This is a genomic window from Nonomuraea sp. NPDC049152 (assembly GCF_040648355.1).
Lineage (GTDB): Bacteria > Actinomycetota > Actinomycetes > Streptosporangiales > Streptosporangiaceae > Nonomuraea.
The window spans coordinates 95,405-116,019 of the sequence record NZ_JBEZDO010000010.1; the positions used below are offsets into that span (position 1 = coordinate 95,405).

Consider the following 20,615-nt stretch of genomic DNA (forward strand, 5'->3'; position numbering starts at 1 on the left):
CCTCGCGACTTCGCCCGCCGTACCGCCGCCACGGGCGTCTGGAACCAGAACTAACCCAGGTCACACCCGCAGACGGCCTGGCCGCACACCTGACCCAGGCCGTACCACCACTTGGAGAGCAGCTTGAAAACCCTCAGCACCATCGCCCTCGTCCTGTCCACGCTCAGCGCCGGACTCATGGCCGGACTCTTCGCCGCCTTCTCCTATTCAGTGATGCCCGGCCTGAGGCAGAGCACCGACCGCACCCTCATCGAGGCCATGCAGAAGATCAACGTCGCCATCATCAACCCCGTCTTCATGATCGTGTTCATGGGCGGCCTGGTCTTCACGCTCGCCGCCGTCGCCCTGCACTGGCAGGGCGACCTGCGCCCCGTTCTGCCGTGGGTGATCGCAGGATGCGCGCTCTATCTGGTGATGTTCGGCATCACCAGCGGCGTGAACGTCCCCCTGAACGACCAGCTGGCCAAGGCGGGCAACCCCGCGAAGATCGCCGACCTCGCGGCTGTGCGAGAGGCGTTCGAGGCGCGCTGGATCACCTGGAACATCGTCCGGGCCGTCGCCGCCACCGGCTCGTTCGGCTGCTTCGTCTGGGCGCTGATCATCCACGGGCAGACCCGCGTCTGACCTCGCGCGGCGTTCCCCACCACGTCCACCGGTGGCCGCACGCCGGTCTTCAGGCGAGGAACCGTCCGGCGATGAGCGCCCAGTTCTCGTCCGGGCGGTCGACCCGCTGGTCCGCGACCCGGTCCGCGGCCGCCGTGAACGCCTGCAGGCCTCGCAGGAGAGCCTTGCGAGCGGAGGGCGACATCTCGTCCATGACCCGGCTCAGGTCGTCGCGGCGCTGCGCGAGCAACTCCTCCAGCAGGGTCTTCCCCAAGGGGGTGAGGCGAATGGTCAGCTCACGCCGGTCGTCGTGGGAGACCGAGCGGCGCACCCACCCCGTCGCCTCCAGCCGGTCGCAGAGCCTGCTGGTCGAGGACGGCAGCGCGCCAAGCGCCTCGCCGAGCCGGCCCAGGTTGATCTCGACGTGGCGCTCGATGGTCAAGAGCGCCTGTAGCTGGGTGGAGGAGACCATGGTGGCGGCGGAGTGCCGGGAATAGGCCCATACCGCGATCAGCGCGGCCGCGGCGCTCTCGACGGCGGCCCCGGTGGCGGGATCGAAGTGACCGAGCTCGTGATGGTCGTTCATGCGGCAATCCAGTTCGAGCGATGGGACATCCATTCACATGGCGTCTCCCATCGCGGGGGGATGATCGGCGGCCGGCTGCTCGGCCGTCCAGTCAAGGCAGACCACGACAGCGTCGTCGAAGACGTCCACGCCTTCTCTGAAGGTCAGCATGCCACGAATCATGGTACGGACGGCTTCGTCGGCCGGTTGGAGGCGGGTGGATCTGACGGCCGACTCCAGGAGCGCCTCCCCGAAGGCGGTGTTGACCGACGACTTCGCGTCGTACACCCCGTCGGTGATGATGACGAGCCTGTCGCCGGGCTGGAGCGTCACACACTGCTCGACGTAGGTGGTGTTGCCGAACATGCCGAGCGGAAGCTGCTGCTCCAGCTTGATGGTCTCGACCTCGTTGTCGCGCAGGCGCATCAGGCGGGGGGATCCGGCGTCGACGGCGAACAGCCGCCCGGTGGTGGCCTCGAAGCGGAGCAGGAGGGTCGAGACGTGCTCGCGGCCGCCGTACTGCGCGTAGACCGCCTCGTCGGCGAGGCCGGCCTGCTCTTCCAGGTTCGCCCCCGAACGGCGGGCGTTGCGGAGCGCCGTGACGGCCAGTGTGGTGAGAAGGGCCGCCCGCATGCCCTCGCCCATGCCGTTGGTGATCGAGAGCATCAGGGTGTCGGGATCGCAACTCCAGTCGAAGTTGTCGCCGTACACCGCGTAGGCCGGTTCGAGCATGCCCGCGAGCCGGTAGCCGTTGCCGCGGTGGCCGTAGCCGGGCAGGAGCCCCCACTGCATCTCGGCGGCCAGTGTCATCCGGGCCATGCGGCGAGCCCGCTGGTAGCGGTCGGTGAGACGGTCGGCGCCGCGAAGGCCGTGCCCGAGAGCGGTGGCCACCTCTTCGAAGGCGCGGACCTCGTCCAGCTCGGGCGGCTCAGGCAGCCGGACGCCGAGCACGCCGAACCGCTCGCCGCACGCCGTGACAGGCAGGTGCAGGGTGCTGAGCGCCTGATCCCACTGCGACTGCTGGGAGGCGAAGGCGCGACCCGCGGAGCTTGAGTCGATGCGGATCTCGGCGGCCGCCGGATCCGGCTCGGCGAGCACGGGCCGCAACGCCACGAGCGCGTAGTCCGCTAGCAGGACCTCCACGCTCAGCGCCGCTCCGTGCCGGACGAGCGCGTCGCGGACCGCTTCGGCCAGAGCGTACGGCGGGGCCGCGCGCATCGCTCGGTAGACGGCGTTCAGGTCGTTTCGGAGAGCCACGAGCAATTCCTAGCGGACATCGATGTCTTTGCACCATAGCAAATAGTTGGTCTGCGCTGCGCATTGTCGATCTAGGATGAACTGCGCTAGCCTCCTGTCAATATTTGTCTCATGACAACGATATTGAGGGGACGGGCGACATAGTGAGCGGCAGCCGGTCGGGAACGCGGCAGGTCAGCCAGACGGGTGAGCTCGAGCTGCGCCAGCTGCTGGCCGGCCTGACCGCCGTCAGGGACGGCGACTTCGGCACAAGGCTCCCCGGCGACGCCGACGGCCTGCTGGGCGAGATCGCACAGGTCTTCAACGGCATGGTCGACCAGCTGTCGCTGTTCACCTCGGAGGTCACCAGGGTGGCCAGGGAGGTCGGCACCGAGGGACGGCTCGGCGGGCAGGCCGACGTGCCCGGCGTGTCGGGCACCTGGAAGGACCTCACCGAGTCCGTCAACGCCATGGCCGGCAACCTCACCGACCAGGTGCGCAGCATCGCCGAGGTCACCACCGCCGTCGCCAAGGGCGACCTCTCGCAGAAGATCACCGTGGACGCCCGCGGCGAGATCCTGGAGCTGAAGAACACCGTCAACACGATGGTCGACCAGCTGTCCTCCTTCGCCGACGAGGTGACCAGGGTGGCCCGCGAGGTCGGCACCGAGGGCCAGCTCGGCGGCCAGGCCGACGTCAAGGGGGTGGCCGGCACCTGGCGGGATCTGACCGACTCGGTGAACTACATGGCGGGCAACCTCACCGCGCAGGTGCGCAACATCTCCCAGGTGGCGACCGCGGTGGCGCGCGGCGACCTCAGCCAGAAGATCACCGTCTCCGCGCGCGGCGAGATCCTCGAGCTGAAGAACACGCTCAACACGATGGTCGACCAGCTGTCCTCCTTCGCCGACGAGGTGACGAGAGTGGCCCGCGAGGTCGGCACCGAGGGAAGGCTGGGCGGCCAGGCCGACGTCAAGGGCGTCTCCGGCACCTGGAAGGCCCTGACCGAGTCGGTGAACGTCATGGCCGACAACCTCACCGCGCAGGTGCGCAGCATCGCCGAGGTCACCACCGCCGTCGCCAAGGGTGACCTGTCGCAGAAGATCAGGGTGGACGCCCGCGGCGAGATCCTGGAGCTGAAGGAGACCATCAACACGATGGTCGACCAGCTGTCCGCCTTCGCCGACGAGGTGACGCGCGTGGCTCGCGAGGTCGGCACCGAGGGCCAGCTCGGCGGGCAGGCCACGGTGCGGGGTGTGTCGGGGACCTGGAAGGACCTCACCGACAACGTCAACTTCATGGCCTCCAACCTGACCGACCAGGTGCGCAGCATCGCCCAGGTGGCGACCGCGGTTGCCAAGGGCGACCTGTCCCAGAAGATCATCGTCGAGGCCAAGGGCGAGGTGGCCGCGCTCGCGCAGACCATCAACACGATGGTCGACACGCTCAGCGCCTTCGCCGACGAGGTGACGCGCGTGGCCCGGGAGGTCGGCACCGAAGGTCAGCTCGGCGGCCAGGCCCGCGTGCCCAACGTCGCGGGCACCTGGAAGGACCTCACCGACAACGTCAACTCCATGGCCGACAACCTGACCAACCAGGTGCGCAGCATCGCCCAGGTCACCACCGCCGTGGCCAGGGGCGACCTCACCAGGAAGATCGACGTGGACGCCCGCGGCGAGATCCTGGAGCTCAAGACCACGATCAACACCATGGTCGACCAGCTGTCGTCGTTCGCGGCCGAGGTGACCAGGGTGGCCCGTGAGGTCGGCAGCGAGGGAAGGCTGGGCGGCCAGGCCGAGGTCGAGGGCGTGTCGGGCACGTGGAAGCGGCTGACGGAGAACGTCAACGAGCTCGCCGGCAACCTGACCCGCCAGGTGCGCGCCATCGCGGGGGTGACCAGCGCTGTCACCTCGGGCGACCTGACCCGCTCCATCACGGTCGACGCCTCCGGCGAGGTGGCCGAGCTCAAGGACAACATCAACTCGATGGTGAAGTCGCTGCGCGAGACCACCAAGGCCAACCAAGACCAGGACTGGCTCAAGTCGAACCTCGCGCGGATGTCGGGCCTCATGCAGGGACACCGGGATCTGTCCACGGTGGCCGAGCTGGTGATGAACGAGCTGGCTCCGCTGGTCTCGGCCCAGTTCGGCGCGTTCTTCCTGGCAGAGGAGACGCCCGCGGGCACCGAGCTGCAGCTCATCAGCGCCTACGGCTACCCGGCGGGCGACACCGCCACCCGGTTCAGGATGGGCGAGTCGCTGATCGGCCAGGCCGCCCGCACGCGCCGTACGATCGCCATGGAGGAGATCCCACCCGGCTACGTCACGATCTCCTCGGCGCTCGGGGAGACCGTGCCCACCTCGCTGATCGTCCTGCCGATCGTGGTGGAGGAGCAGGTGCTCGGCGTCATCGAGCTGGCCTCGCTGTACGCCTTCACCCCCGTGCACCGGGCCTTCCTCGACCAGCTGATGGAGACGATAGGCGTCAACGTCAACACCATCGTCGCCAACGCCCGCACCGACGAGCTGCTGGCGGAGTCGCAGCGGCTGACCGCCGAGCTCCAGGCCCGCTCCGAGGAGCTGCAGACCCAGCAGGAGGAGCTGCGGCGCTCCAACGCGGAGCTGGAGGAGAAGGCGGCGCTGCTGGCCTCGCAGAACCAGGACATCGAGACGAAGAACCTGGAGATCGAGCAGGCCAGGCAGGAGCTGGAGGACCGTGCCCAGCAGCTGTCGCTGGCCTCCAAGTACAAGAGCGAGTTCCTGGCCAACATGAGCCACGAGCTGCGCACCCCGCTCAACTCGCTGCTCATCCTCGCGCAGCTGCTGGCCCAGAACCCCACCCGCAACCTGACGGCCAAGCAGGTCGAGTACGCCAGCGTCATCCACTCGGCAGGATCCGACCTGCTGCAGCTCATCAACGACATCCTGGACCTGTCGAAGGTCGAGGCCGGCAAGATGGACATCAGTCCCGAGCTGGTGTCACTGCGCCAGCTGCTGGACTACGTCGAGGCCACGTTCAGGCCGATGACCACGGACAGGAGCCTGGAGTTCCGCATCACGACCGCGCCGGGCGTGCCCGGCGGGCTGGTCACCGACGACTCCAGACTGCGCCAGGTACTGCGCAACCTGCTGTCGAACGCGGTCAAGTTCACCGAGACGGGCAGCGTCGAGCTGCGCATCGAGCCTGTCACGCAGGCGCAGCTTCCGCCCTCGGTCAGGCCGTACGGCCCGGCGATCGCCTTCCGCGTCATCGACACCGGCGTCGGCATCGCCGAGCAGCAGCTGGAAGCCATCTTCGGCGCCTTCCAACAGGCGGACGGCACCACCAGCCGCAAGTACGGCGGGACGGGCCTCGGACTGTCCATCAGCCGCGAGATCGCCTACCTGCTCGGCGGCGCGATCACCGCGCAGAGCGTGCCAGGCCAGGGCAGCACGTTCACGCTGTTCCTCCCGATCGCCAGGCCGGACTTCGCCGCGCCGCCCGCCGACGCGGCGGCGCCGCCCGCGGCTCACAGCCAGACCGTCGATCGGGCCGACGGGCAGCACGACCAGCTCCCGGCCCCGACCCCGCCGCAGCCGCAGCAGCAGCGCCGGCTGCTGGTGGTGGAGGAGCGGCCGCGCGGCCTGCTGTCGCTGGTGGCCGAGAGCGTCCTGATGGACCTGGCCAACCGCGACGTCGCCAACGGCCACGGCCCCGTCGAGATCGTGACCGCCGTCGGCGCGCAGGAGGCGGCGGCCACGCTGGCCGCGGACCCCTGCCACTGCATCGTGCTCGACCTCGACATGCCGGGAAGGGCGGGCTTCGGGCTCCTGGAGGCCATCGACGGTGACGCCGCCCTGCGCGGGGTGCCCGTCCTGGCCTACAACAAGTGGCGGATGGATTCCGCCCAGGAGCGGGAGCTGCAGTCCCGCGCCGCCTATCAGCCGCTGGAGATGTTGTCGAGCCTGGACGAGCTGCGCGAGCGCATCGCCCTGCACCTGACCGCCGACCAGCCGGGCGACGTGCTGCCGCTGGTGCGTTCGGAGAAGGAGGGCGAGCCGGCCAGCCGGGACGAGGACGACACGCTGGCGGGCCGTACCGTGCTGGTGGTCGACGACGACACGCGCAACCTGTTCGCGCTGACCAGCATCCTGGAGATCCGCGGCATGCGGGTCCTGCACGCCGAGAACGGCCGCAAGGGCATCGACACGCTGACCGCGCACCCGGAGATCGACATCGTGCTGATGGACGTGATGATGCCGGAGATGGACGGCTACGCGGCGACGTCGGCGATCAGGGCGATGCCCGAGTACGCCGAGCTGCCGATCATCGCGGTCACCGCCAAGGCGATGCCGGGCGACCAGGAGAAGAGCCTGGCGTCGGGAGCGAGCGACTACGTCACCAAGCCGGTGGACTCCGACAGCCTGATCGCGCGGATCCAGCAGTGGATCGCGCGATAGCGCGTGGAGGTCTTCCCCTTGAAAGGAGCCGAGCACAGCGTGCCCTCACCCCATCCCGATGAGCGGGCCCCCGACCCGGCGGTCGGCAACGTCGGCAGGCTGGCCGCCACGATCGAGCGGCTGCGTGAACAGATCGCGCGAGCCCAGCTCGCGGCCGAGGGGCGGGCGCTGATCGAGCTGGCCAAAGGCATCCTGGTCGAGCGGCTGCGCTGCGGCCCGACCGAGGCCGCCCTGCAACTGACGGCGCTCGCCGAGCGGGCCGGCCTGTCCCAGCTGGAACTGGCCGCCGACCTCATCAACCAGGCGGCGCAGGACCGGGTGGCCGACGTGGCTCACGAACTGCTCGCCGAGGCTCAGCCGCAGCGTGAGGGCGGTGGTTCGGTCGCGGTGCAGTTGCGCGAGGCGGAGAGCGGCATGCTGAGCGCCGCCGACAGCCAGATGGTGGCCGAGTCCCTTCTGGAGCACGCCCTCACGCCGCTGGGCGCGACCGCGGTCGCGCTGTGGTCGGCGGGATCCGACGCCTCGCTGACCCTTGCCGGTTTCGCCGGGCACAGCACGGAGGAGGCCAGAAGGTGGCGGTACGTGCCGCCGGGGGTGGCCACGCCGGCCCGGCGCGCGCTCACCGAACGGCGCACGGTGTGGTTTCCCGACCTGGGGGAGTCGGGGCTGCCCTCCATCAGCCACCGCCATGACATCAGGGCCGGCCGCGTCGCGGTGCCCGCGGGCACGGGCGGCCGCATCCTGGGCGTCCTGGAGATCAGCTGGCCGCACCCGCTGCCGGAGCAGCCCCCTCAGATCCACCGCCAGGTCGAGGCGCTGGCCGAGCTCTGCGCCCACACGCTGGACGACCGCGCCGCGATGGTCGCTCCCGATCTGGCCGAACTGGTCGAGCTGGCCGACGCGCTGGCCGATCCCGCGCTCGTGCTCCGGCCCGAGCTCGACGCGGACGGGCTGCTGACCGACTTCCGCATCCACCACACCAACCCGCGCTTCGCCGATCCCGCGGGCCGGCCGCGCACCGTCGTCGCCGGAGCCCTGCTGCTGGAGGCCTACCCGACGGCGGCCGAGGAGCACGGCCTGTTCGAGCAGGTCGAGCGCGTCCACGCCACCGGCGAGGCGTTCAGCACCGAGCGGATGACGCTCACCGCGGTGATCGACCACGTGCCGCTGACCAGCGTGGCGGGGGTGAGCATCACCCGCCACGGCGACTGCGTGCTGCTGATCTGGCGGGTGCAGGACGAGTCGCTGCGCCTGGCCAGCCTGCTGCAGCACGCCCAGCGGCTGGGCCGGATCGGCGGGTTCGAGGAGGACGTCCAGAGCGGCGAGATCACCTGGAACAGCCAGCTCTACGAACTGCACGGCCTGGCGGCGGGCGAGCGGCCGATCCCGCTGGAGCACCTGCGCGAGCACGCCCACCCCGACGACGGCACGGCCATCGGCCGTTTCCTGCGCACCGTGCTCCACCAGCGGCGGCCCGCGTCCACCTCCTTCAGGCTCCAGCGCGGCGACCGGAGCGTCCGGCACATCCGCGTCGTCGCCGAACCCGTCTTCGGCCCCGACGACCGCATGATCGCCGTACGGGGCGCCTACCAGGACATCTCCGCGCAGCACTGGACCGAGGTCGCGCTGGCCGCCACCCGTGACCAGCTGGCCCATTCCGAGAAGCAGGCGGTCGAACGCAACCGGCTGACGCTGCAGCTCCAGCACGCCATCATGCCCCCTGCCCAGGGGCCCATGGAGGCCTTCGGACTCAACATCGCCGTCCGCTACCGCCCCGCCGAGGAGGGAGACCTGGTCGGCGGCGACTGGTACGACGCGGTCATCCTGCCCTCGAAGAAGATCCTGCTGTCCGTGGGCGACGTGGCGGGCCACGGTATCGAGGCGGCCACCGGCATGGTCGTCCTGCGCAACGCCCTGCGGGGCCTGGCCGCCACCGGAGCCGGTCCCGCGCAACTCATGACCTGGCTCAACCTGGTCACCCATCATCTGACCGACCACGTCACCGCCACCGCCATCTGCGGCCTGTACGACCCTGACACCAGGGTGCTGCGCTGGGCCAGGGCCGGTCACCTCCCTCCGGTCCTGGTGCGCGGCGGCGCGGCGGCCGAGATGCCGATGATCGGCGGCCTGATGCTCGGCGTGATCTCCGAGGCCGACTACGAGGAGGGAGACATCCAGCTGGAGCGCGAGGACACGCTCTTCATGTACACCGACGGCCTGATCGAGCGGCGCGACATCACGCTGGAGCGCTCGCAGGAACAGCTCATCGCCGAGCTCAAGCACCTGAGCCCCACCCTCGAGCACAGCCTCGATCAGCTCCTCACCTACAGCAACTCCGATACCGACGACGACACCTGCCTCATCGGCGTCGAGGTGCGCTGACGTACGACAGAGCGGGGTCGTCGTGCATGTGGGCCGCACCCTGGGTAGGGGTGCTGGTCAGCGTGCTGAACGGGGTGGCGATGAGAGAAACGGACGCGCCGGCTCTTACCCGCGTGCTCACCTTCGGGGTGGAAGAGGAGTTCCTCCTGGTCGGCGGCGTCACAGGGGAGACGGTCTCGCGAGCGGGCGCGCTGCTGGCCCAGGCGGGGGAGCACCCGTGGGCGACGGGCGGCGGTGGCTATCACGCCGAGCTGTTCGACACCCAGCTGGAATCGGCCACCGGGACCTGCACGGAGCTGGCGGACCTGCGCCATCAGCTGCGCCTGGCGCGCGGGCATCTCGCCGGCGTCGCGGAGGGCGCAGGACTGAGGCTCCTGTCCACCGGCACCCCGGTGCTGCGGGGAAGGCTTCCCGCGGTGGCCTCGGACGAGCGGTTCGCCCGCATCCTGGGAATGCACGCGGGCCTGGTCGCCGACTACCAGTCGTGCGGCTGTCACGTTCACGTCGGCGTGGCCGACCGTGACACGGCGGTGGCGGTGGTCAACCACCTGCGGCCGTGGCTGCCGACGTTGCTGGCGCTGTCGGCCAACTCCCCGTTCGACCGCGGCAAGGACTCGGGGTACGCGAGCTGGCGCATGATCGAACAGGCGCGTTTCCCCGGCGCGGGGGTGCCGCCGTGGTTCGCGTCGGCGGCCGACCACCAGCGGCTGGTGGAGCGGCTGGTGGACTGCGGGGTGCTGGCGGACACGGCCATGACGTTCTGGCTGGCGCGGCCCTCCGCGCGGCTGCCGACCGTCGAGATCCGGGCCGCGGACGCGGCCGCGACGGTGGACGAGGCGGTCCTGCAGGCGGCGCTGACCCGCGCCCTGGTCAGTACGGCGCTGGCCGACCTGGCCCTGGGGCGGGAGGCTCCGCGCGTCGACGGCTCGATCCTGGCCGCCGCGGTGTGGAACGCCGCTCGCCACGGCCTCGAAGGGCCAGGCGTCGACCCGTTCGAGGAGCGGCCGATCCCGGCGGCGCACCTTCTTCGCCTCCTGCTCGCCCGGGTGCGCCCTGCTCTGGAGGAGAGCGGCGATCTGCCCGAGGTGACAGCGCTCCTGGCCGGCGCCGAGCGGCACGGCACGGGCGCGGTACGGCAACGCCGGGCGGCGGCGGGCGGCCTGCGAGCCGTCGTGGACCTGCTCGCCACCCAGACCCTTTGCGGCACGCTCACCCCGGAAGAGAGGCAGACGCCATGACCAGCACGGCACCGTCACTGCCGGCTCCGCGCGGCCCGATGTCGGCCGCGCTCGTCGCCGCGCTCTCCGGCGGGGCGCCGCCGGCGTCGTTGCGGGCGTCCGCCGTGGACGCCGCGGATCCGTTCGGGGAAGATCTGCAGCTGGCCCTCTGCCTCTGCTACGAGCTGCACTATCGGGGCTTCGACGGGGTGGCGTCCGGATGGGAGTGGGAGCCGGCGCTCCTGGAGGTCCGCCGCACGCTGGAGGCGGCGTTCCTGTCCGCACTGCGCGCGGAGGTGGCCGGCGGCGACGACGTGGCGGCCGTCCTCGACGAGCAGCTCGTCGAGCCCGTGGACGGCGACGGCGTCTCCCACCACCTGCGCGACCACGGCGAGCTGTGGCAGCTGCGCGAGTACGTCACGCACCGCTCGATCTACCACTTGAAGGAGGCCGACCCGCACGCCTGGGTCATCCCACGGCTGCGCGGCCGGGCCAAGGCCGCCCTCGTCGCCGTCGAGTACGACGAGTTCGGCGGCGGGCGAGCCGAGATGATGCACGCCCAGCTGTTCGCCGACCTGATGGACGAGCTGGGACTGGACTCCTCCTACCTCGCCTATCTGGACGCGGTCCCCGCGCCGATGCTGGCCACGGTCAACATGATGTCGATGTTCGGCCTGCACCGGGCGCTGCGCGGCGCGATGGTCGGCCACTTCGCCGTGGCGGAGATCACGACGGCGCCCAGCGCCCAGCGGATGGCTGACGCCTTGGAACGCCTGGGCGTCGGCCCGCGCGGGACGTTGTTCTTCACCGAGCACATCGAGGCGGACGCCGTGCACGAGCAGATCCTGCGCCGAGACGTGATCGGCGACCTGCTCCGCACCGAACCCGACCTGGCCCAGGATCTCGTCTTCGGCATCCAGGCCACGAACCTGCTCGAGGAACGGCTCGGCGACCACCTGCTCGGCTGTTGGCGTTCTGACCCAGTTTGTTCCTCTTTGCGCAGTTCGTTTGCGGTGTCCGATTCGGGGTAGCCGTGCCTGATGTTCCTGCTGAGACCACCGGGCGTGTACCGCCCCCAAGGCGACACCTCGATGCTGGCCGAGGCGGTCGAGCAGATCGGCATCAGGCCAGGAGCCCGCGTACTGGACGTGGGCACGGGGACGGGCGCGATCGCGGTGCTCGCCGCCCGGACCGCCGTCGCCAGGGTCACCGCCGTCGACATCTCCCTGCGCGCGGTCCTGGCGGCCCGCCTCAACGTGTGGATACACGGGCTGCGGCAGGTGCGGGTGCTGAGGGGAGACCTGTTCACCCCGGTCGAGGGCGAGGTCTTCGACGTCATCCTGGCCAACCCGCCCTACGTCATCGGCAAGCCGGGACATCCCGGCAAGCACAGCCGCGACCGGGCATGGGACGCAGGCCCGGACGGGCGCAGGGTGCTCGACCAGATCTGCGCGCAGGCTCCTGGGCATCTGGCCGAGCGTGGAACGCTCCTCATCGTGCAGTCGGCGCTGAGCGGAGTGCAGCTGACGCTGAGCCGCCTGAGGGAGTCGGGCATGGAACCGGGCGTGGTCGCCAGCAGGCCTGAACCGTTCGGCCCGGTCATGCGGGCCAGGGCGGCGCTGCTCGAGGCCCGCGGGCTGATCGCCCCCGGGCAACGTCACGAGGAACTGGTGGTGATCCGTGCCGACCGAACCGACGCCGTCGTACCGCTGCGCGCCTGACCCGCCGAGAACGGCGGTGCCCACCCGGATCACCATGATCCCCGCTGGGCCGATCCTGGTTCCCGGGCCGGTCGAGGTGGTCATGGACGATGGCACCGTCGTGCGATCCGACCGCTTCATGGTCGCCCTGTGCGCGTGCAGGCGCAGCCGTCGCTATCCCTTCTGCGACACCAGCCACCGGCGTCGGGTCCGCACCAGGCCCACCGAGGGCGCAGGGGATGGCGGCTCGGTGGGTGAGTAGGTCTCCGCGAGGAGGCCGGTCCGGAAGGCTTCCGGGTTCGCAACAACCGGCCGCCGGGTCGCAACGTCTCCCGGCTCCTGGCGAAGCTCGGTCTCACTCATCGCACCCAGGCCGCCCTGCTCGCCCATCAGGCGGGCCGCACGGATGGGCCCGACCAGTACTCCAGCCGTGGATCGTGATGTCGCCGGTCAGGGCGGCGCCGACAAGCGCCGTTGTGACCGGGTGCCGCAGTCCGCCGGAGGGTAGCGCCCGGCTCGTGGGGAGCAGAGCTCACTGCCCGCGAGGCTGGGTGAAGCGCACCATGTTGCCCGAGGGGTCGCGAAAGGCGCAGTCGCGCACGCCGTACGGCTGGTCGATCGGCTCCTGCAGCACCTCGCCACCCGCGGCGCGGATGCGCTCGAACGTGGCGTCGCAGTCGCCGGTGCTGAAGATGACAGCGCGCAGCAGGCCCTTCGCCAGCAGTTCCGCCATGGCCTCCTTGTCGGCGGGCGAGGCGTTCGGGTCCGCGAGGGGCGGTTCGAGGACGATGTCCACGTCGGGCTGCGACGGCGCCCCGACGGTCACCCAGCGCATCCCCTCGAACCCGACGTCGTTGCGCACCTCGAGGCCGAGCACATCCCGGTAGAAGGCGAGCGCCTTGTCGTGGTCGTCGACGGCGATGAAGCACTGTGAAAGCGTGATGTCCATGCGGTTCACGCTAGGGCTCGAGGGCAGGTTTCGCTTCTCCATTCCTGACCGGTCGCGTGTAGATCTTGGCGACGCAGGCCGGGATGGCGGCGCCCTCGTCATGGCGGCGGGCCCGGTACGCGCTGGGGCTCTCGCCGACCAGCTCGGTGAACCGGGAGCTGAACGACCCGAGCGAGGTGCAGCCGACCTCGAAGCAGACCTCCGTCACCGTCAGGTCACCCCGCCGCAGCAGCGCCTTCGCCCGCTCGATCCGGCGCGTCATCAGGTAGCTGTACGGCGTCTCCCCGAAGGCGGCGCGGAAGCTGCGGGAGAAATGGCCCGCCGACATGAGGGCGACGCGCGCCAGCGCGGGAACGTCGAGCGGCTTCGCGTACTCGCGATCCATCAGGTCACGGGCCCGGCGCAGCCGGACGAGGTCCTCCAACGTCACGCGTCCAGCATCCCACAGCGCCGGTCGCCGCAGGTGGCGGCCCAGTGGCCCTTCCTGTGACGCCTCGGACCCATCCCCCTGACCGCCGCTGTCCGAGCGCCCCCGCATCCGTTCCGAAAGCTGGACGGGTGCGGCTCCGTGCCTGGCGAACACCGCGACCACCGGGAAGTCGCGGCGAACCCAGCGGCCCCCGTTTTCGGGGCACTCACAGATTCATAGTCTCAAGCGGCTCGCGGAGGAGTCGTAACGAAGTCCTCGGGATCGTCGTCCGGCAGCGACCACGCCAGCGTCAGCGCGGGCATGGCCGTGCCGAGCAGGAATAGTGCCGCGGTCATACTGCTGGTCAGCGATCCGGCCTCAGGCCGCCCGGCAACCAGCAGGCCGTAAGCGAGGTCGACCAGCATCAGCATGCCGAACGCCTGGAAGCTCCGGTAGTGCGCGGCATTGCGGAGTGGGGTCTCGCGCTCGTCCAGATCCCGGCCGTCCCCGGCCATCCGCCCGGTGAGGGACCGGAGGACGAACGCTCCGCCGACGCCCAGCGGCAGGCCCACCGCCATCAGCGCGGCGGATATCCCCAGGGTCGATCGCTGGAACAGCGCCGCCCCGGCGATCATGAATGCGAAGCCGAAGAGCACCGCCGCCGCTACCTGGCGGCGGCGGGCTCGGGTACGCGGCAGTGCGTTGCTAGGCATTTCTTACTCCCGATAGAGCTGTGTGGACAGTGGGGCGAACGGCTCGCGGCCGAAGACGGCCTCCACGGACTGCCGCTCACCTGGGCCCTGGCCACCCCGAAGATCGACGAACGGCAGGTGCTGATGGCTATTCTCGATCACGATCATGACCTGCTCGTCGACCGGCCCGGGCTGCTGATCGTCGCCGACAAGGGTTATGTGTCGGCCGAGCTGGACCGCTACCTGGAAGAGCGGGGAGTACGGCTGCTACGGCCTTCGTATCGCAACCGCATGCCCCGCCCGGGGCGAGCAGTTCCTCAAGCCCAGCCGTCAGCTCATCGAATCGGTCAACGACACTCTGAAGGGCCGACTCGATCTCGAGCTTCACGGCGGACGCAGCCCGGAGGGGGTCGGCGCGCGCATCGCCCAGCGCATCTCGGCGTTGACCGCCGCGATCTGGCACAACCGCGCCACCGGCCAGCCCATCACGCGATCACTGATCGCCTACGACTACTGATCAGACTTAGGACTTACTCGTCTAGCCGCGCTGACGGCGGCTGACGGGGCCCGGCTGGAGATCGCCGGCGACCCGGGCACGGTGCCCGCCGTCGTCGCTCGCACGGTCTACCGGGTGGTGCAGGAGTCGCTGACGAACGCCCGCCAGCACGCCCCTGGCGCGCAGGTCACGGTCACGATCGGCTACCCGGGACACCGGGCGGACGTCGAGGGCCCGCTGCCACGAGAGGAGATGACGCCGTGAGCCACTTCGTCCGATGAAGAAGCCGTCGCCATACTTTCTCGCAGCGGACTTGGCGGGAAGGTGAGCCGTTCGCCGGTCTGGTACGTCAAATGGACATGAAGATCTGGCGAATCGTGCTCCTGCCGGCACTCCTCCTCGCCCTGAGCGTGAGCGTCGCGCAGCCGGCTCAGGCGGTAACCCCGAAGACGAAGACGCTGGTCACGCTCCACAAGCAGGGCGGGTTCGCGGGGCTCGACGATCGCGTGATCGTGTACACCAACGGGTGTGTACGGCTGAGCCGCCGCACAGGGCCGACCGTGGACAAGTGCCTGACCAAGAAGGAAATGACGACGCTGCGCGGCCACCTGAAGCGCCTGCGCCTGGGGCGCTCCGAGGCCCAGCCGCAGGGAGCCGACTTCATCAGGTACACGGTCTCCTACGGGGGACACCGCGCCAGTCGCTACACGCTGACCACGTCCTGGAGCCCGCTGGTGCGGCACCTGGAGAAGGTCCTGGAGAAGTACTGGGCGCCGGACTGACAGCGGCGTGCGGTCCCGGAGCGGCCGATGCCCGCCGTCGGCGCGGCCCGCGCTCGGTGAGATGGGATCCAAGGCGCGGAGGACGGCCGGCCACGGCGTCATCGGTTGCTTCTGAAAGGCGGGGATGTTCGAGTACCACGGGTGGGTGACCATCCGCGAGACGGCCGGCGTCGAGGACGACGACGACGGACTGCTGGACGGGCAGGTGGCCGAGATCCGGGCCTGCCTGGCCGAGCTCGGCGACTACGGTCTGATCGACCTGCGCCGGATGAACGGCACGCCGTTCCTGCATCTGGCAGGGCAGCCCAACCACGACGGAGGGTGGAGCGACGTCCTCGTCGCTCTGCTCGCGCGCGTCGGGCGGATCGCGCCCGGCTCCTACGGGCTGCTCCACGTATGGGACGACGAGGGTGCCCACCCGAGCGGGTTCCGGGTCTTCCGGCTGGTGCGGGGCGAGGTGAGCGAGCACGCCGATACGCTGCTGTCGCCGGTGATCCCGACCTTGGAAGACCCTTGGCCGGAGGGCGGGTCAAGGAGCAGCTGACGGCTTAGGCGATGCCGGCCGTGGGGCGCCATAAGCCGGGTCTTCCGGCTTCCCGACATCATCGACCTCACCACCACCGCGGCCGTCGCAGGGTGACCTCGACCCCGGGACGGAACGGCTGGTCCCGAGGGTCGAGGTCCGCGATCACGGGGTGACGGGGATGTTGGTCAGGCCGCGAACGGCGTTGCTCACCGTGTTGGAGGAGTGGACGACGTTCGGATTGGCGGAGCACTTGGACGTGGACGTGATCTTGATGGCGTACTCTCCGACGCCGCCCAGGTCCGAGCGGTTGTCACGCCAGACGTTCCCGCAGCCGTTCGAGAACGACGGGCTGGTCGACGGGTTGTGCGTCTCGTACCCGTTGGCGAAGGCGCCGGGAGCGGCGAAGGTTCCCGTGTTGCCGTCGATCAGGTAGTTGACGCCCTTGGCGTCGATCCAGGAGTCGGCCGAGTTCTGGCCGCTGATCCCGGTGCCGTCGAAGGTGTTGCCCCTGATGACGCCGTCGAACGTGCCTTCCTTCACGTCGATGTGCTCGGCGGCGACGTTGGGGCCGAGCTGGTTGTTCAGCACCTTGACGCGGTCGGAACGGTCGGCTCCGCCCGAGTTGCCGTGGCAGCCCCAGTTGGAGTTGGCCGACCCGATGTAGACGGCCTCGCCGTACCCGGGCTGGACCAGGCCGGTGTGCGTGATCCTGGAGTTCTGGATCACCCCGTCCGCCGACGACCTCCTGAAGTGCACGGCCTCGTCCTCGACGTGATGCACGTACACCCCGTCGATGGTCACGTGATGGGAGTTGTCCAGCACGATGCCCTTCTTGGAGTCCTTGACCGTGAAGCCCGTCAGCTTCCAGTACGGCGCGCCGTACAGCCACAGGCCGTAGCCGGAGTCCCAGCCGCCACCGGGGGCGGGGCAGGAGGGGGCGGTACCGGACGGGCCGTCGTTGACCAGGACGGCGTTCGCCGGTCCTGTCAGGGTGATGGGCGCCGAGGCGGTCCCGGCGCGCTGGGTCACGAACGCGCCGTGGTACTCCCCGGACGCCATCCTGATCGTCTGCCCTGGCCGGGCGTTGGCCAGGGCGTTCACCAGTTGAGCCGAGGTCGAGACGTCGACGAGGGGGCCGCCGCCTGCCTGGGTGGTGGCGGTGACCGGCCCGCCCGCCGATGACGTGTTTCCGGCGGCGTCGCGGGCTTTGACGGTGTAGGTGTAGCCGGTCGAGGGGGTCAGGCCGGTGTCGGTATGGGTGGTGCCTGTGACCGTGGTGAGCAGGGTGTCGGCCCGGTAGAGGTCGTAGCCGGTGACGCCGACGTTGTCGGTGGCCGCGTTCCAGGCCAGGGAGACGCTGCTGGATGTCGTGCCGGTGGCGCGCAGGTCGGCCGGGGCGCTGGGAGGTGTGGTGTCGCCGCCCCCGGAGAGGGTGCCGTAGACCTCGAACTCCCACAGCGAGTAGCCGTAGGGGGTTCCGCGGGCTGTGCCGTACAGGCGGATGTGGCGTCCGTTGCCGGTGACGGTCAGGTCGTCGACGGCGCCGTCGCCGGTGCTGGTGGAGTAGACGTCGGTCCAGGTGGAGCCGTTGGCGGAGGTCTGGATCTTGTAAGCCTTGGCGTAGGCGACCTCCCAGGTGAGTTTGACCCTGCTGATGGAGGCGGTGGTGCCGAGGTCGACGCTGATCCATTCGAGGTCGTGGCCCTCGGCGCTGGCCCAGCGGGTGCCGGGATCACCGTCGACGGCCAGTCCCGGACCTGACGAGCCGTCCTCCACCGACGATGCGGTGGCGGGCCTGCCCCGCGACAGAGGCGTGTCGGCCGCCGCGTGGACGGGGACGGCGGGCGACAGCAGGCCCACGAGCACGACAGAGGAGAGGAGGATCCTCCTCACGTCAGGGCACCCAGTGGTTGTGAGAGGCCGTGATCATGGTCTGGAGCTGGATGCTCGCCGCGAAGTAGCTGCTGGTGTCGATCGGGGTGGCGAGCATCTTGTTCCACAGGGCGTCCAGCCATGCCTGGCTGCCGGAGTCGGTCATCGCCGCGACCGCGAACGGGGCGAAGTAGGCCGCGTCGTTGCCGCTGGAGATCTGCGTGCCGTTGAGCTTGTAGCCGATGGCGATCTTGTTGGGGTCGCCGCCGGTCTTGCTCTTGATCCAGGTGTTGAGCTTGCGGGCGGCGGCCAGCGACTTGGCGTCCCCGCTGGTGACGGCGTCGTCACCGATACGCCACGGCACCCGGCAGGAGTTCCACCAGTAGGCGCCGTCGTTCGGGTCCTCCAGTACCTGCCCTGGCGCCGGCCTGGGGGTGGTGTTGGTGTTGACCACGAAGTCGGGCAGCAGGCCGGTGTTCGGCGCGTGGTTCGACTGCAGGGAGGCGATCAGGTTCTGGTGCGCCGTGCGGATGGTGTCCCAGCCGGCGTCCCCTGTGGCCTTCCTGAAAGCGCGGAAGTGGTCGACCATCCAGTCCGAGGCGCGGGAGATGTAGTAGTACTGGTCGCCCGAGCTGGTCCAGTCACCCAGCTTGAGCAGGTTCGTGGCCGGGTTGACCTCGTCCTTCTTGATCGCGTTGATGTGCTTGATCGCGAGGTTCCTGTAGTTGTAGGTGCCCGCGCTGCCCCATTGCCGATCGGCCAGCAGCAGGCCGTAGGCGACGTCCATGTCGCCGTCGGTCGCGCCGTCGCCGCCGTTGACGCTCTGGCAGGAGGTGTTCTGTTCGGCGGCCAGCAGATCGGGGTTGATCGAGGAGGGGTGGGCCAGCATGTACTTGACCAGTCCGTCGAAGATCTTCTTGGCGTCCGGGTCGGCCCCGGCCATCGTCGCGGTGATCACCATGCCGTAGCCCTGGGCTTCGGCCACGTAGGGGTGGTCGGCGTCGGGGGAGATGACCTGGTACCAGCCGTTGCCGCAGTTCTGCTTGACGAAGGCGGCCTTCCACCGCTGGTAGTAGTCGATCACCTTCTGGTCCAGCGTGGCCTGGCTGCCCGAGGGCTTCAGCATCCCGGAGGCATAGGGGATGGTGTGGCTGCCGAACGGCACGGCAGGACCGGTGCCGCCTGCCTGGGTGGTGGCGGTGACCGGCCCGCCCGCCGATGACGTGTTTCCGGCGGCGTCGCGGGCTTTGACGGTGTAGGTGTAGCCGGTCGAGGGGGTCAGGCCGGTGTCGGTATGGGTGGTGCCTGTGACCGTGGTGAGCAGGGTGTCGGCCCGGTAGAGGTCGTAGCCGGTGACGCCGACGTTGTCGGTGGCCGCGTTCCAGGCCAGGGAGACGCTGCTGGATGTCGTGCCGGTGGCGCGCAGGTCGGCCGGGGCGCTGGGAGGTGTGGTGTCGCCGCCCCCGGAGAGGGTGCCGTAGACCTCGAACTCCCACAGCGAGTAGCCGTAGGAGGTGCCGCGGGCTGTGCCGTACAGACGCACATAGCGCCCGCTGCCCGACAGGCCGGTCAGGTCGTCCGTGGCGCCGTCACCGGTGCTGGTGGAGTAGACGTCGGTCCAGGTGGAGCCGTTCGCGGAGGTCTGGATCTTGTAGGCCTTGCCGTAGGCGGCCTCCCAGTTCAGCTTGACCCTGGTGACGCTCGCCGACGAGCCGAGGTCGACGCTGATCCATTCGGGGTCGTGGCCCTCGGCGCTGGCCCAGCGGGTGCCGGTGTCGCCGTCCACCGCTTTGGCGGCCTCCAATCCGGAGGCCTCCACCGAGGAGGCGGTGGCCGGCTTGCCGCGGGACAGGAGGGTGTCGGCGCTGGAATGTGCTTGAGCGGTGCCGGCGGACGCTGTGGAGGTCGGGAGTACGGACAGGGCCGCCAGGACGGCGGCGCTCAGGGCCACGCGGAAGGAAGGAGGCATGGGCGGGTCCTCTGGTGCGACGTATAGTTAGGAATATTTCCTAACTATCGCGGAGAGTAAAGATCTCCGCGCCGCAGCGCAAGACCCAAGCTTCGCCGTACCGGCGTCGACGGGGTCCCCGCGAGGAGCGCGACCGCGTCGACACCGGGACTGACCTGGTCATGGTCCGCGCCACCGCCGCCTTGAACGGCCTGGCCGTCCGCCCGCTCTACTGAGCTGCTTCCAGGTCGTCGATGTTCTCCCGGCGAAGCGAGAGAACGGCGGCCGCGGCACCGAGTCCGAGGACGCACGCGCCCATCCCCCAGGCGAGCCCCTTGCGCTCGCAGCTGAGGGCCGCGTCGACCGACAGCTTTCCCGGCCCGTGCACCGCGAGCGCCGCCGCCACCACGCCGAGCACGAGCGGGTACTCGAACCCGCCGTGCTGCGCCCACAGTCCCTGAGGCAGGTGCGCGGAGACGACCGCGTTGGTCATGGTGGCGATGAGGCCGGCCGAGGACACCGGCGTGGCCGCGCCGAGGGCGATCCCCGCGCCGGAGCCGAGCTCGCCCACGCCGGCGGCCAAGCCCACGAGCTTGCCCTGCGGATAGCCGAGCGAGGTCATCATCTCGCCGGTCTTGCCGGGACCTCCTCCACCGAACCAGCCGAACAGCTTCTGCGCACCGTGCCCCATGAGCAGCAGCCCGGTCGACGCGCGCAGGAGCAACACCCCGAGATCCTCCGCAGTCACCTTCATGCGTGGTTCTTACCCGCGCTGGCCCGGCGTTATGAGTGGTCCGAA

General features: G+C 70.0%; 20 protein-coding genes. 11 read left to right on the forward strand and 9 right to left on the reverse strand.

Going from position 1 to position 20,615, the window contains the following annotated elements; all coding sequences use genetic code 11:
- Positions 1-123: 123 nt before the first annotated feature.
- Positions 124-624 carry an anthrone oxygenase family protein gene (locus tag AB0B45_RS19915; RefSeq protein ID WP_358132384.1) on the forward strand — a complete coding sequence of 167 codons (501 nt, stop codon included), beginning with the start codon at positions 124-126 and terminating at the stop codon, positions 622-624.
- A gap of 49 nt (positions 625-673) precedes the next feature.
- On the opposite strand, the gene AB0B45_RS19920 is transcribed toward AB0B45_RS19915, so the two are convergent.
- On the reverse strand, positions 674-1,189 hold the full coding sequence (locus AB0B45_RS19920; RefSeq protein ID WP_358132386.1) for a MarR family transcriptional regulator: 516 nt from the start codon (positions 1,187-1,189) through the stop codon (positions 674-676).
- 33 nt (positions 1,190-1,222) lie between these two features.
- Positions 1,223-2,425: a PP2C family protein-serine/threonine phosphatase gene (locus AB0B45_RS19925; RefSeq protein ID WP_358132388.1), complete on the reverse strand. Its 1,203-nt coding sequence runs from the start codon at positions 2,423-2,425 to the stop codon at positions 1,223-1,225.
- Between the two features lie 143 nt (positions 2,426-2,568).
- Between AB0B45_RS19925 and AB0B45_RS19930 the strand changes: the two genes are divergently transcribed.
- Genes AB0B45_RS19930 through AB0B45_RS19955 form a run of 6 tightly spaced genes read left to right on the forward strand, consistent with a single transcriptional unit; the run spans position 2,569 to position 12,404 of the window.
- Positions 2,569-6,843, forward strand: a complete 4,275-nt coding sequence (locus AB0B45_RS19930; RefSeq protein WP_358132390.1) for a HAMP domain-containing protein — start codon at positions 2,569-2,571, stop codon at positions 6,841-6,843.
- A gap of 39 nt (positions 6,844-6,882) precedes the next feature.
- Positions 6,883-9,225 (forward strand): SpoIIE family protein phosphatase, encoded by a 2,343-nt coding sequence (locus AB0B45_RS19935; protein WP_358132392.1) that lies wholly within the window; start codon positions 6,883-6,885, stop codon positions 9,223-9,225.
- A 26-nt stretch (positions 9,226-9,251) separates the two neighbouring features.
- Positions 9,252-10,463 carry a glutamate--cysteine ligase gene (locus AB0B45_RS19940; protein ID WP_358132394.1) on the forward strand — a complete coding sequence of 404 codons (1,212 nt, stop codon included), beginning with the start codon at positions 9,252-9,254 and terminating at the stop codon, positions 10,461-10,463.
- Positions 10,460-11,473 (forward strand): iron-containing redox enzyme family protein, encoded by a 1,014-nt coding sequence (locus tag AB0B45_RS19945; RefSeq protein WP_358132396.1) that lies wholly within the window; start codon positions 10,460-10,462, stop codon positions 11,471-11,473. The genes AB0B45_RS19940 and AB0B45_RS19945 overlap by 4 nt, the downstream gene beginning before the upstream one ends.
- 9 nt (positions 11,474-11,482) lie before the next feature.
- Complete coding sequence (locus AB0B45_RS19950; RefSeq protein WP_358132398.1) at positions 11,483-12,163, forward strand: HemK2/MTQ2 family protein methyltransferase; 681 nt, start codon at positions 11,483-11,485, stop codon at positions 12,161-12,163.
- A 34-nt stretch (positions 12,164-12,197) separates the two neighbouring features.
- Complete coding sequence (locus AB0B45_RS19955) at positions 12,198-12,404, forward strand: CDGSH iron-sulfur domain-containing protein (protein ID WP_358132721.1); 207 nt, start codon at positions 12,198-12,200, stop codon at positions 12,402-12,404.
- Between the two features lie 270 nt (positions 12,405-12,674).
- Here the strand turns inward: AB0B45_RS19955 and AB0B45_RS19960 are convergent, their stop codons facing one another.
- From AB0B45_RS19960 to AB0B45_RS19975, 4 genes are all read right to left on the reverse strand, one after another.
- Positions 12,675-13,091 carry a VOC family protein gene (locus tag AB0B45_RS19960; RefSeq protein ID WP_358132400.1) on the reverse strand — a complete coding sequence of 139 codons (417 nt, stop codon included), beginning with the start codon at positions 13,089-13,091 and terminating at the stop codon, positions 12,675-12,677.
- Positions 13,092-13,101: 10 nt separating this feature from the next.
- Positions 13,102-13,476, reverse strand: a complete 375-nt coding sequence (locus AB0B45_RS19965; RefSeq protein WP_358132722.1) for a helix-turn-helix transcriptional regulator — start codon at positions 13,474-13,476, stop codon at positions 13,102-13,104.
- A 266-nt stretch (positions 13,477-13,742) separates the two neighbouring features.
- Entirely contained in the window at positions 13,743-14,213 is a 471-nt protein-coding gene (locus AB0B45_RS19970; protein WP_358132402.1) for a hypothetical protein, read from the reverse strand.
- Between the two features lie 3 nt (positions 14,214-14,216).
- Positions 14,217-14,360: a hypothetical protein gene (locus tag AB0B45_RS19975; protein ID WP_358132404.1), complete on the reverse strand. Its 144-nt coding sequence runs from the start codon at positions 14,358-14,360 to the stop codon at positions 14,217-14,219.
- A 49-nt stretch (positions 14,361-14,409) separates the two neighbouring features.
- Here AB0B45_RS19975 and AB0B45_RS19980 point away from each other — a divergent pair, with 49 nt between their 5' ends.
- The 4 genes from AB0B45_RS19980 to AB0B45_RS19995 all read left to right on the forward strand — a co-directional run bounded on the left by AB0B45_RS19980 (position 14,410) and on the right by AB0B45_RS19995 (position 16,014).
- Positions 14,410-14,709, forward strand: a complete 300-nt coding sequence (locus tag AB0B45_RS19980) for a hypothetical protein (RefSeq protein ID WP_358132406.1) — start codon at positions 14,410-14,412, stop codon at positions 14,707-14,709.
- An 81-nt stretch (positions 14,710-14,790) separates the two neighbouring features.
- Positions 14,791-14,952: a hypothetical protein gene (locus AB0B45_RS19985; protein WP_358132408.1), complete on the forward strand. Its 162-nt coding sequence runs from the start codon at positions 14,791-14,793 to the stop codon at positions 14,950-14,952.
- Between the two features lie 95 nt (positions 14,953-15,047).
- On the forward strand, positions 15,048-15,470 hold the full coding sequence (locus tag AB0B45_RS19990; protein WP_358132410.1) for a hypothetical protein: 423 nt from the start codon (positions 15,048-15,050) through the stop codon (positions 15,468-15,470).
- Between the two features lie 124 nt (positions 15,471-15,594).
- Complete coding sequence (locus tag AB0B45_RS19995) at positions 15,595-16,014, forward strand: Imm7 family immunity protein (RefSeq protein WP_358132412.1); 420 nt, start codon at positions 15,595-15,597, stop codon at positions 16,012-16,014.
- A gap of 144 nt (positions 16,015-16,158) precedes the next feature.
- Here AB0B45_RS19995 and AB0B45_RS20000 read toward each other — a convergent pair whose 3' ends face one another.
- The 3 genes from AB0B45_RS20000 to AB0B45_RS20010 all read right to left on the reverse strand — a co-directional run bounded on the left by AB0B45_RS20000 (position 16,159) and on the right by AB0B45_RS20010 (position 20,570).
- The gene (locus AB0B45_RS20000; RefSeq protein WP_358132414.1) at positions 16,159-17,889 is read right to left on the reverse strand and encodes a discoidin domain-containing protein; all 1,731 of its coding nucleotides are present in this window, start codon (positions 17,887-17,889) and stop codon (positions 16,159-16,161) included.
- A gap of 1 nt (position 17,890) precedes the next feature.
- Positions 17,891-19,837, reverse strand: a complete 1,947-nt coding sequence (locus AB0B45_RS20005; protein ID WP_358132416.1) for a glycosyl hydrolase family 8 — start codon at positions 19,835-19,837, stop codon at positions 17,891-17,893.
- Between the two features lie 208 nt (positions 19,838-20,045).
- Positions 20,046-20,570, reverse strand: coding sequence for a DoxX family protein (locus AB0B45_RS20010; protein WP_358132417.1), 525 nt, complete (start codon positions 20,568-20,570; stop codon positions 20,046-20,048).
- Between the last annotated feature and the right edge of the window lie 45 nt (positions 20,571-20,615).

What these genes read in the sequence shown, in the direction of transcription:
- AB0B45_RS19920 (WP_358132386.1), bottom strand. Translation starts at nt 1,189, where the DNA reads ATGAACGACCATCACGAGCTCGGTCACTTCGATCCCGCCACCGGGGCC.
- AB0B45_RS19940 (WP_358132394.1), top strand. Translation starts at nt 9,252, where the DNA reads ATGTGGGCCGCACCCTGGGTAGGGGTGCTGGTCAGCGTGCTGAACGGG.
- AB0B45_RS19945 (WP_358132396.1), top strand. Translation starts at nt 10,460, where the DNA reads ATGACCAGCACGGCACCGTCACTGCCGGCTCCGCGCGGCCCGATGTCG.
- AB0B45_RS19950 (WP_358132398.1), top strand. Translation starts at nt 11,483, where the DNA reads ATGTTCCTGCTGAGACCACCGGGCGTGTACCGCCCCCAAGGCGACACC.
- AB0B45_RS19955 (WP_358132721.1), top strand. Translation starts at nt 12,198, where the DNA reads ATGATCCCCGCTGGGCCGATCCTGGTTCCCGGGCCGGTCGAGGTGGTC.
- AB0B45_RS19960 (WP_358132400.1), bottom strand. Translation starts at nt 13,091, where the DNA reads ATGGACATCACGCTTTCACAGTGCTTCATCGCCGTCGACGACCACGAC.
- AB0B45_RS19965 (WP_358132722.1), bottom strand. Translation starts at nt 13,476, where the DNA reads ATGGATCGCGAGTACGCGAAGCCGCTCGACGTTCCCGCGCTGGCGCGC.
- AB0B45_RS19970 (WP_358132402.1), bottom strand. Translation starts at nt 14,213, where the DNA reads ATGCCTAGCAACGCACTGCCGCGTACCCGAGCCCGCCGCCGCCAGGTA.
- AB0B45_RS19975 (WP_358132404.1), bottom strand. Translation starts at nt 14,360, where the DNA reads ATGATCGTGATCGAGAATAGCCATCAGCACCTGCCGTTCGTCGATCTT.
- AB0B45_RS19980 (WP_358132406.1), top strand. Translation starts at nt 14,410, where the DNA reads ATGTGTCGGCCGAGCTGGACCGCTACCTGGAAGAGCGGGGAGTACGGC.
- AB0B45_RS19990 (WP_358132410.1), top strand. Translation starts at nt 15,048, where the DNA reads ATGAAGATCTGGCGAATCGTGCTCCTGCCGGCACTCCTCCTCGCCCTG.
- AB0B45_RS19995 (WP_358132412.1), top strand. Translation starts at nt 15,595, where the DNA reads ATGTTCGAGTACCACGGGTGGGTGACCATCCGCGAGACGGCCGGCGTC.
- AB0B45_RS20005 (WP_358132416.1), bottom strand. Translation starts at nt 19,837, where the DNA reads ATGCCTCCTTCCTTCCGCGTGGCCCTGAGCGCCGCCGTCCTGGCGGCC.
- AB0B45_RS20010 (WP_358132417.1), bottom strand. Translation starts at nt 20,570, where the DNA reads ATGAAGGTGACTGCGGAGGATCTCGGGGTGTTGCTCCTGCGCGCGTCG.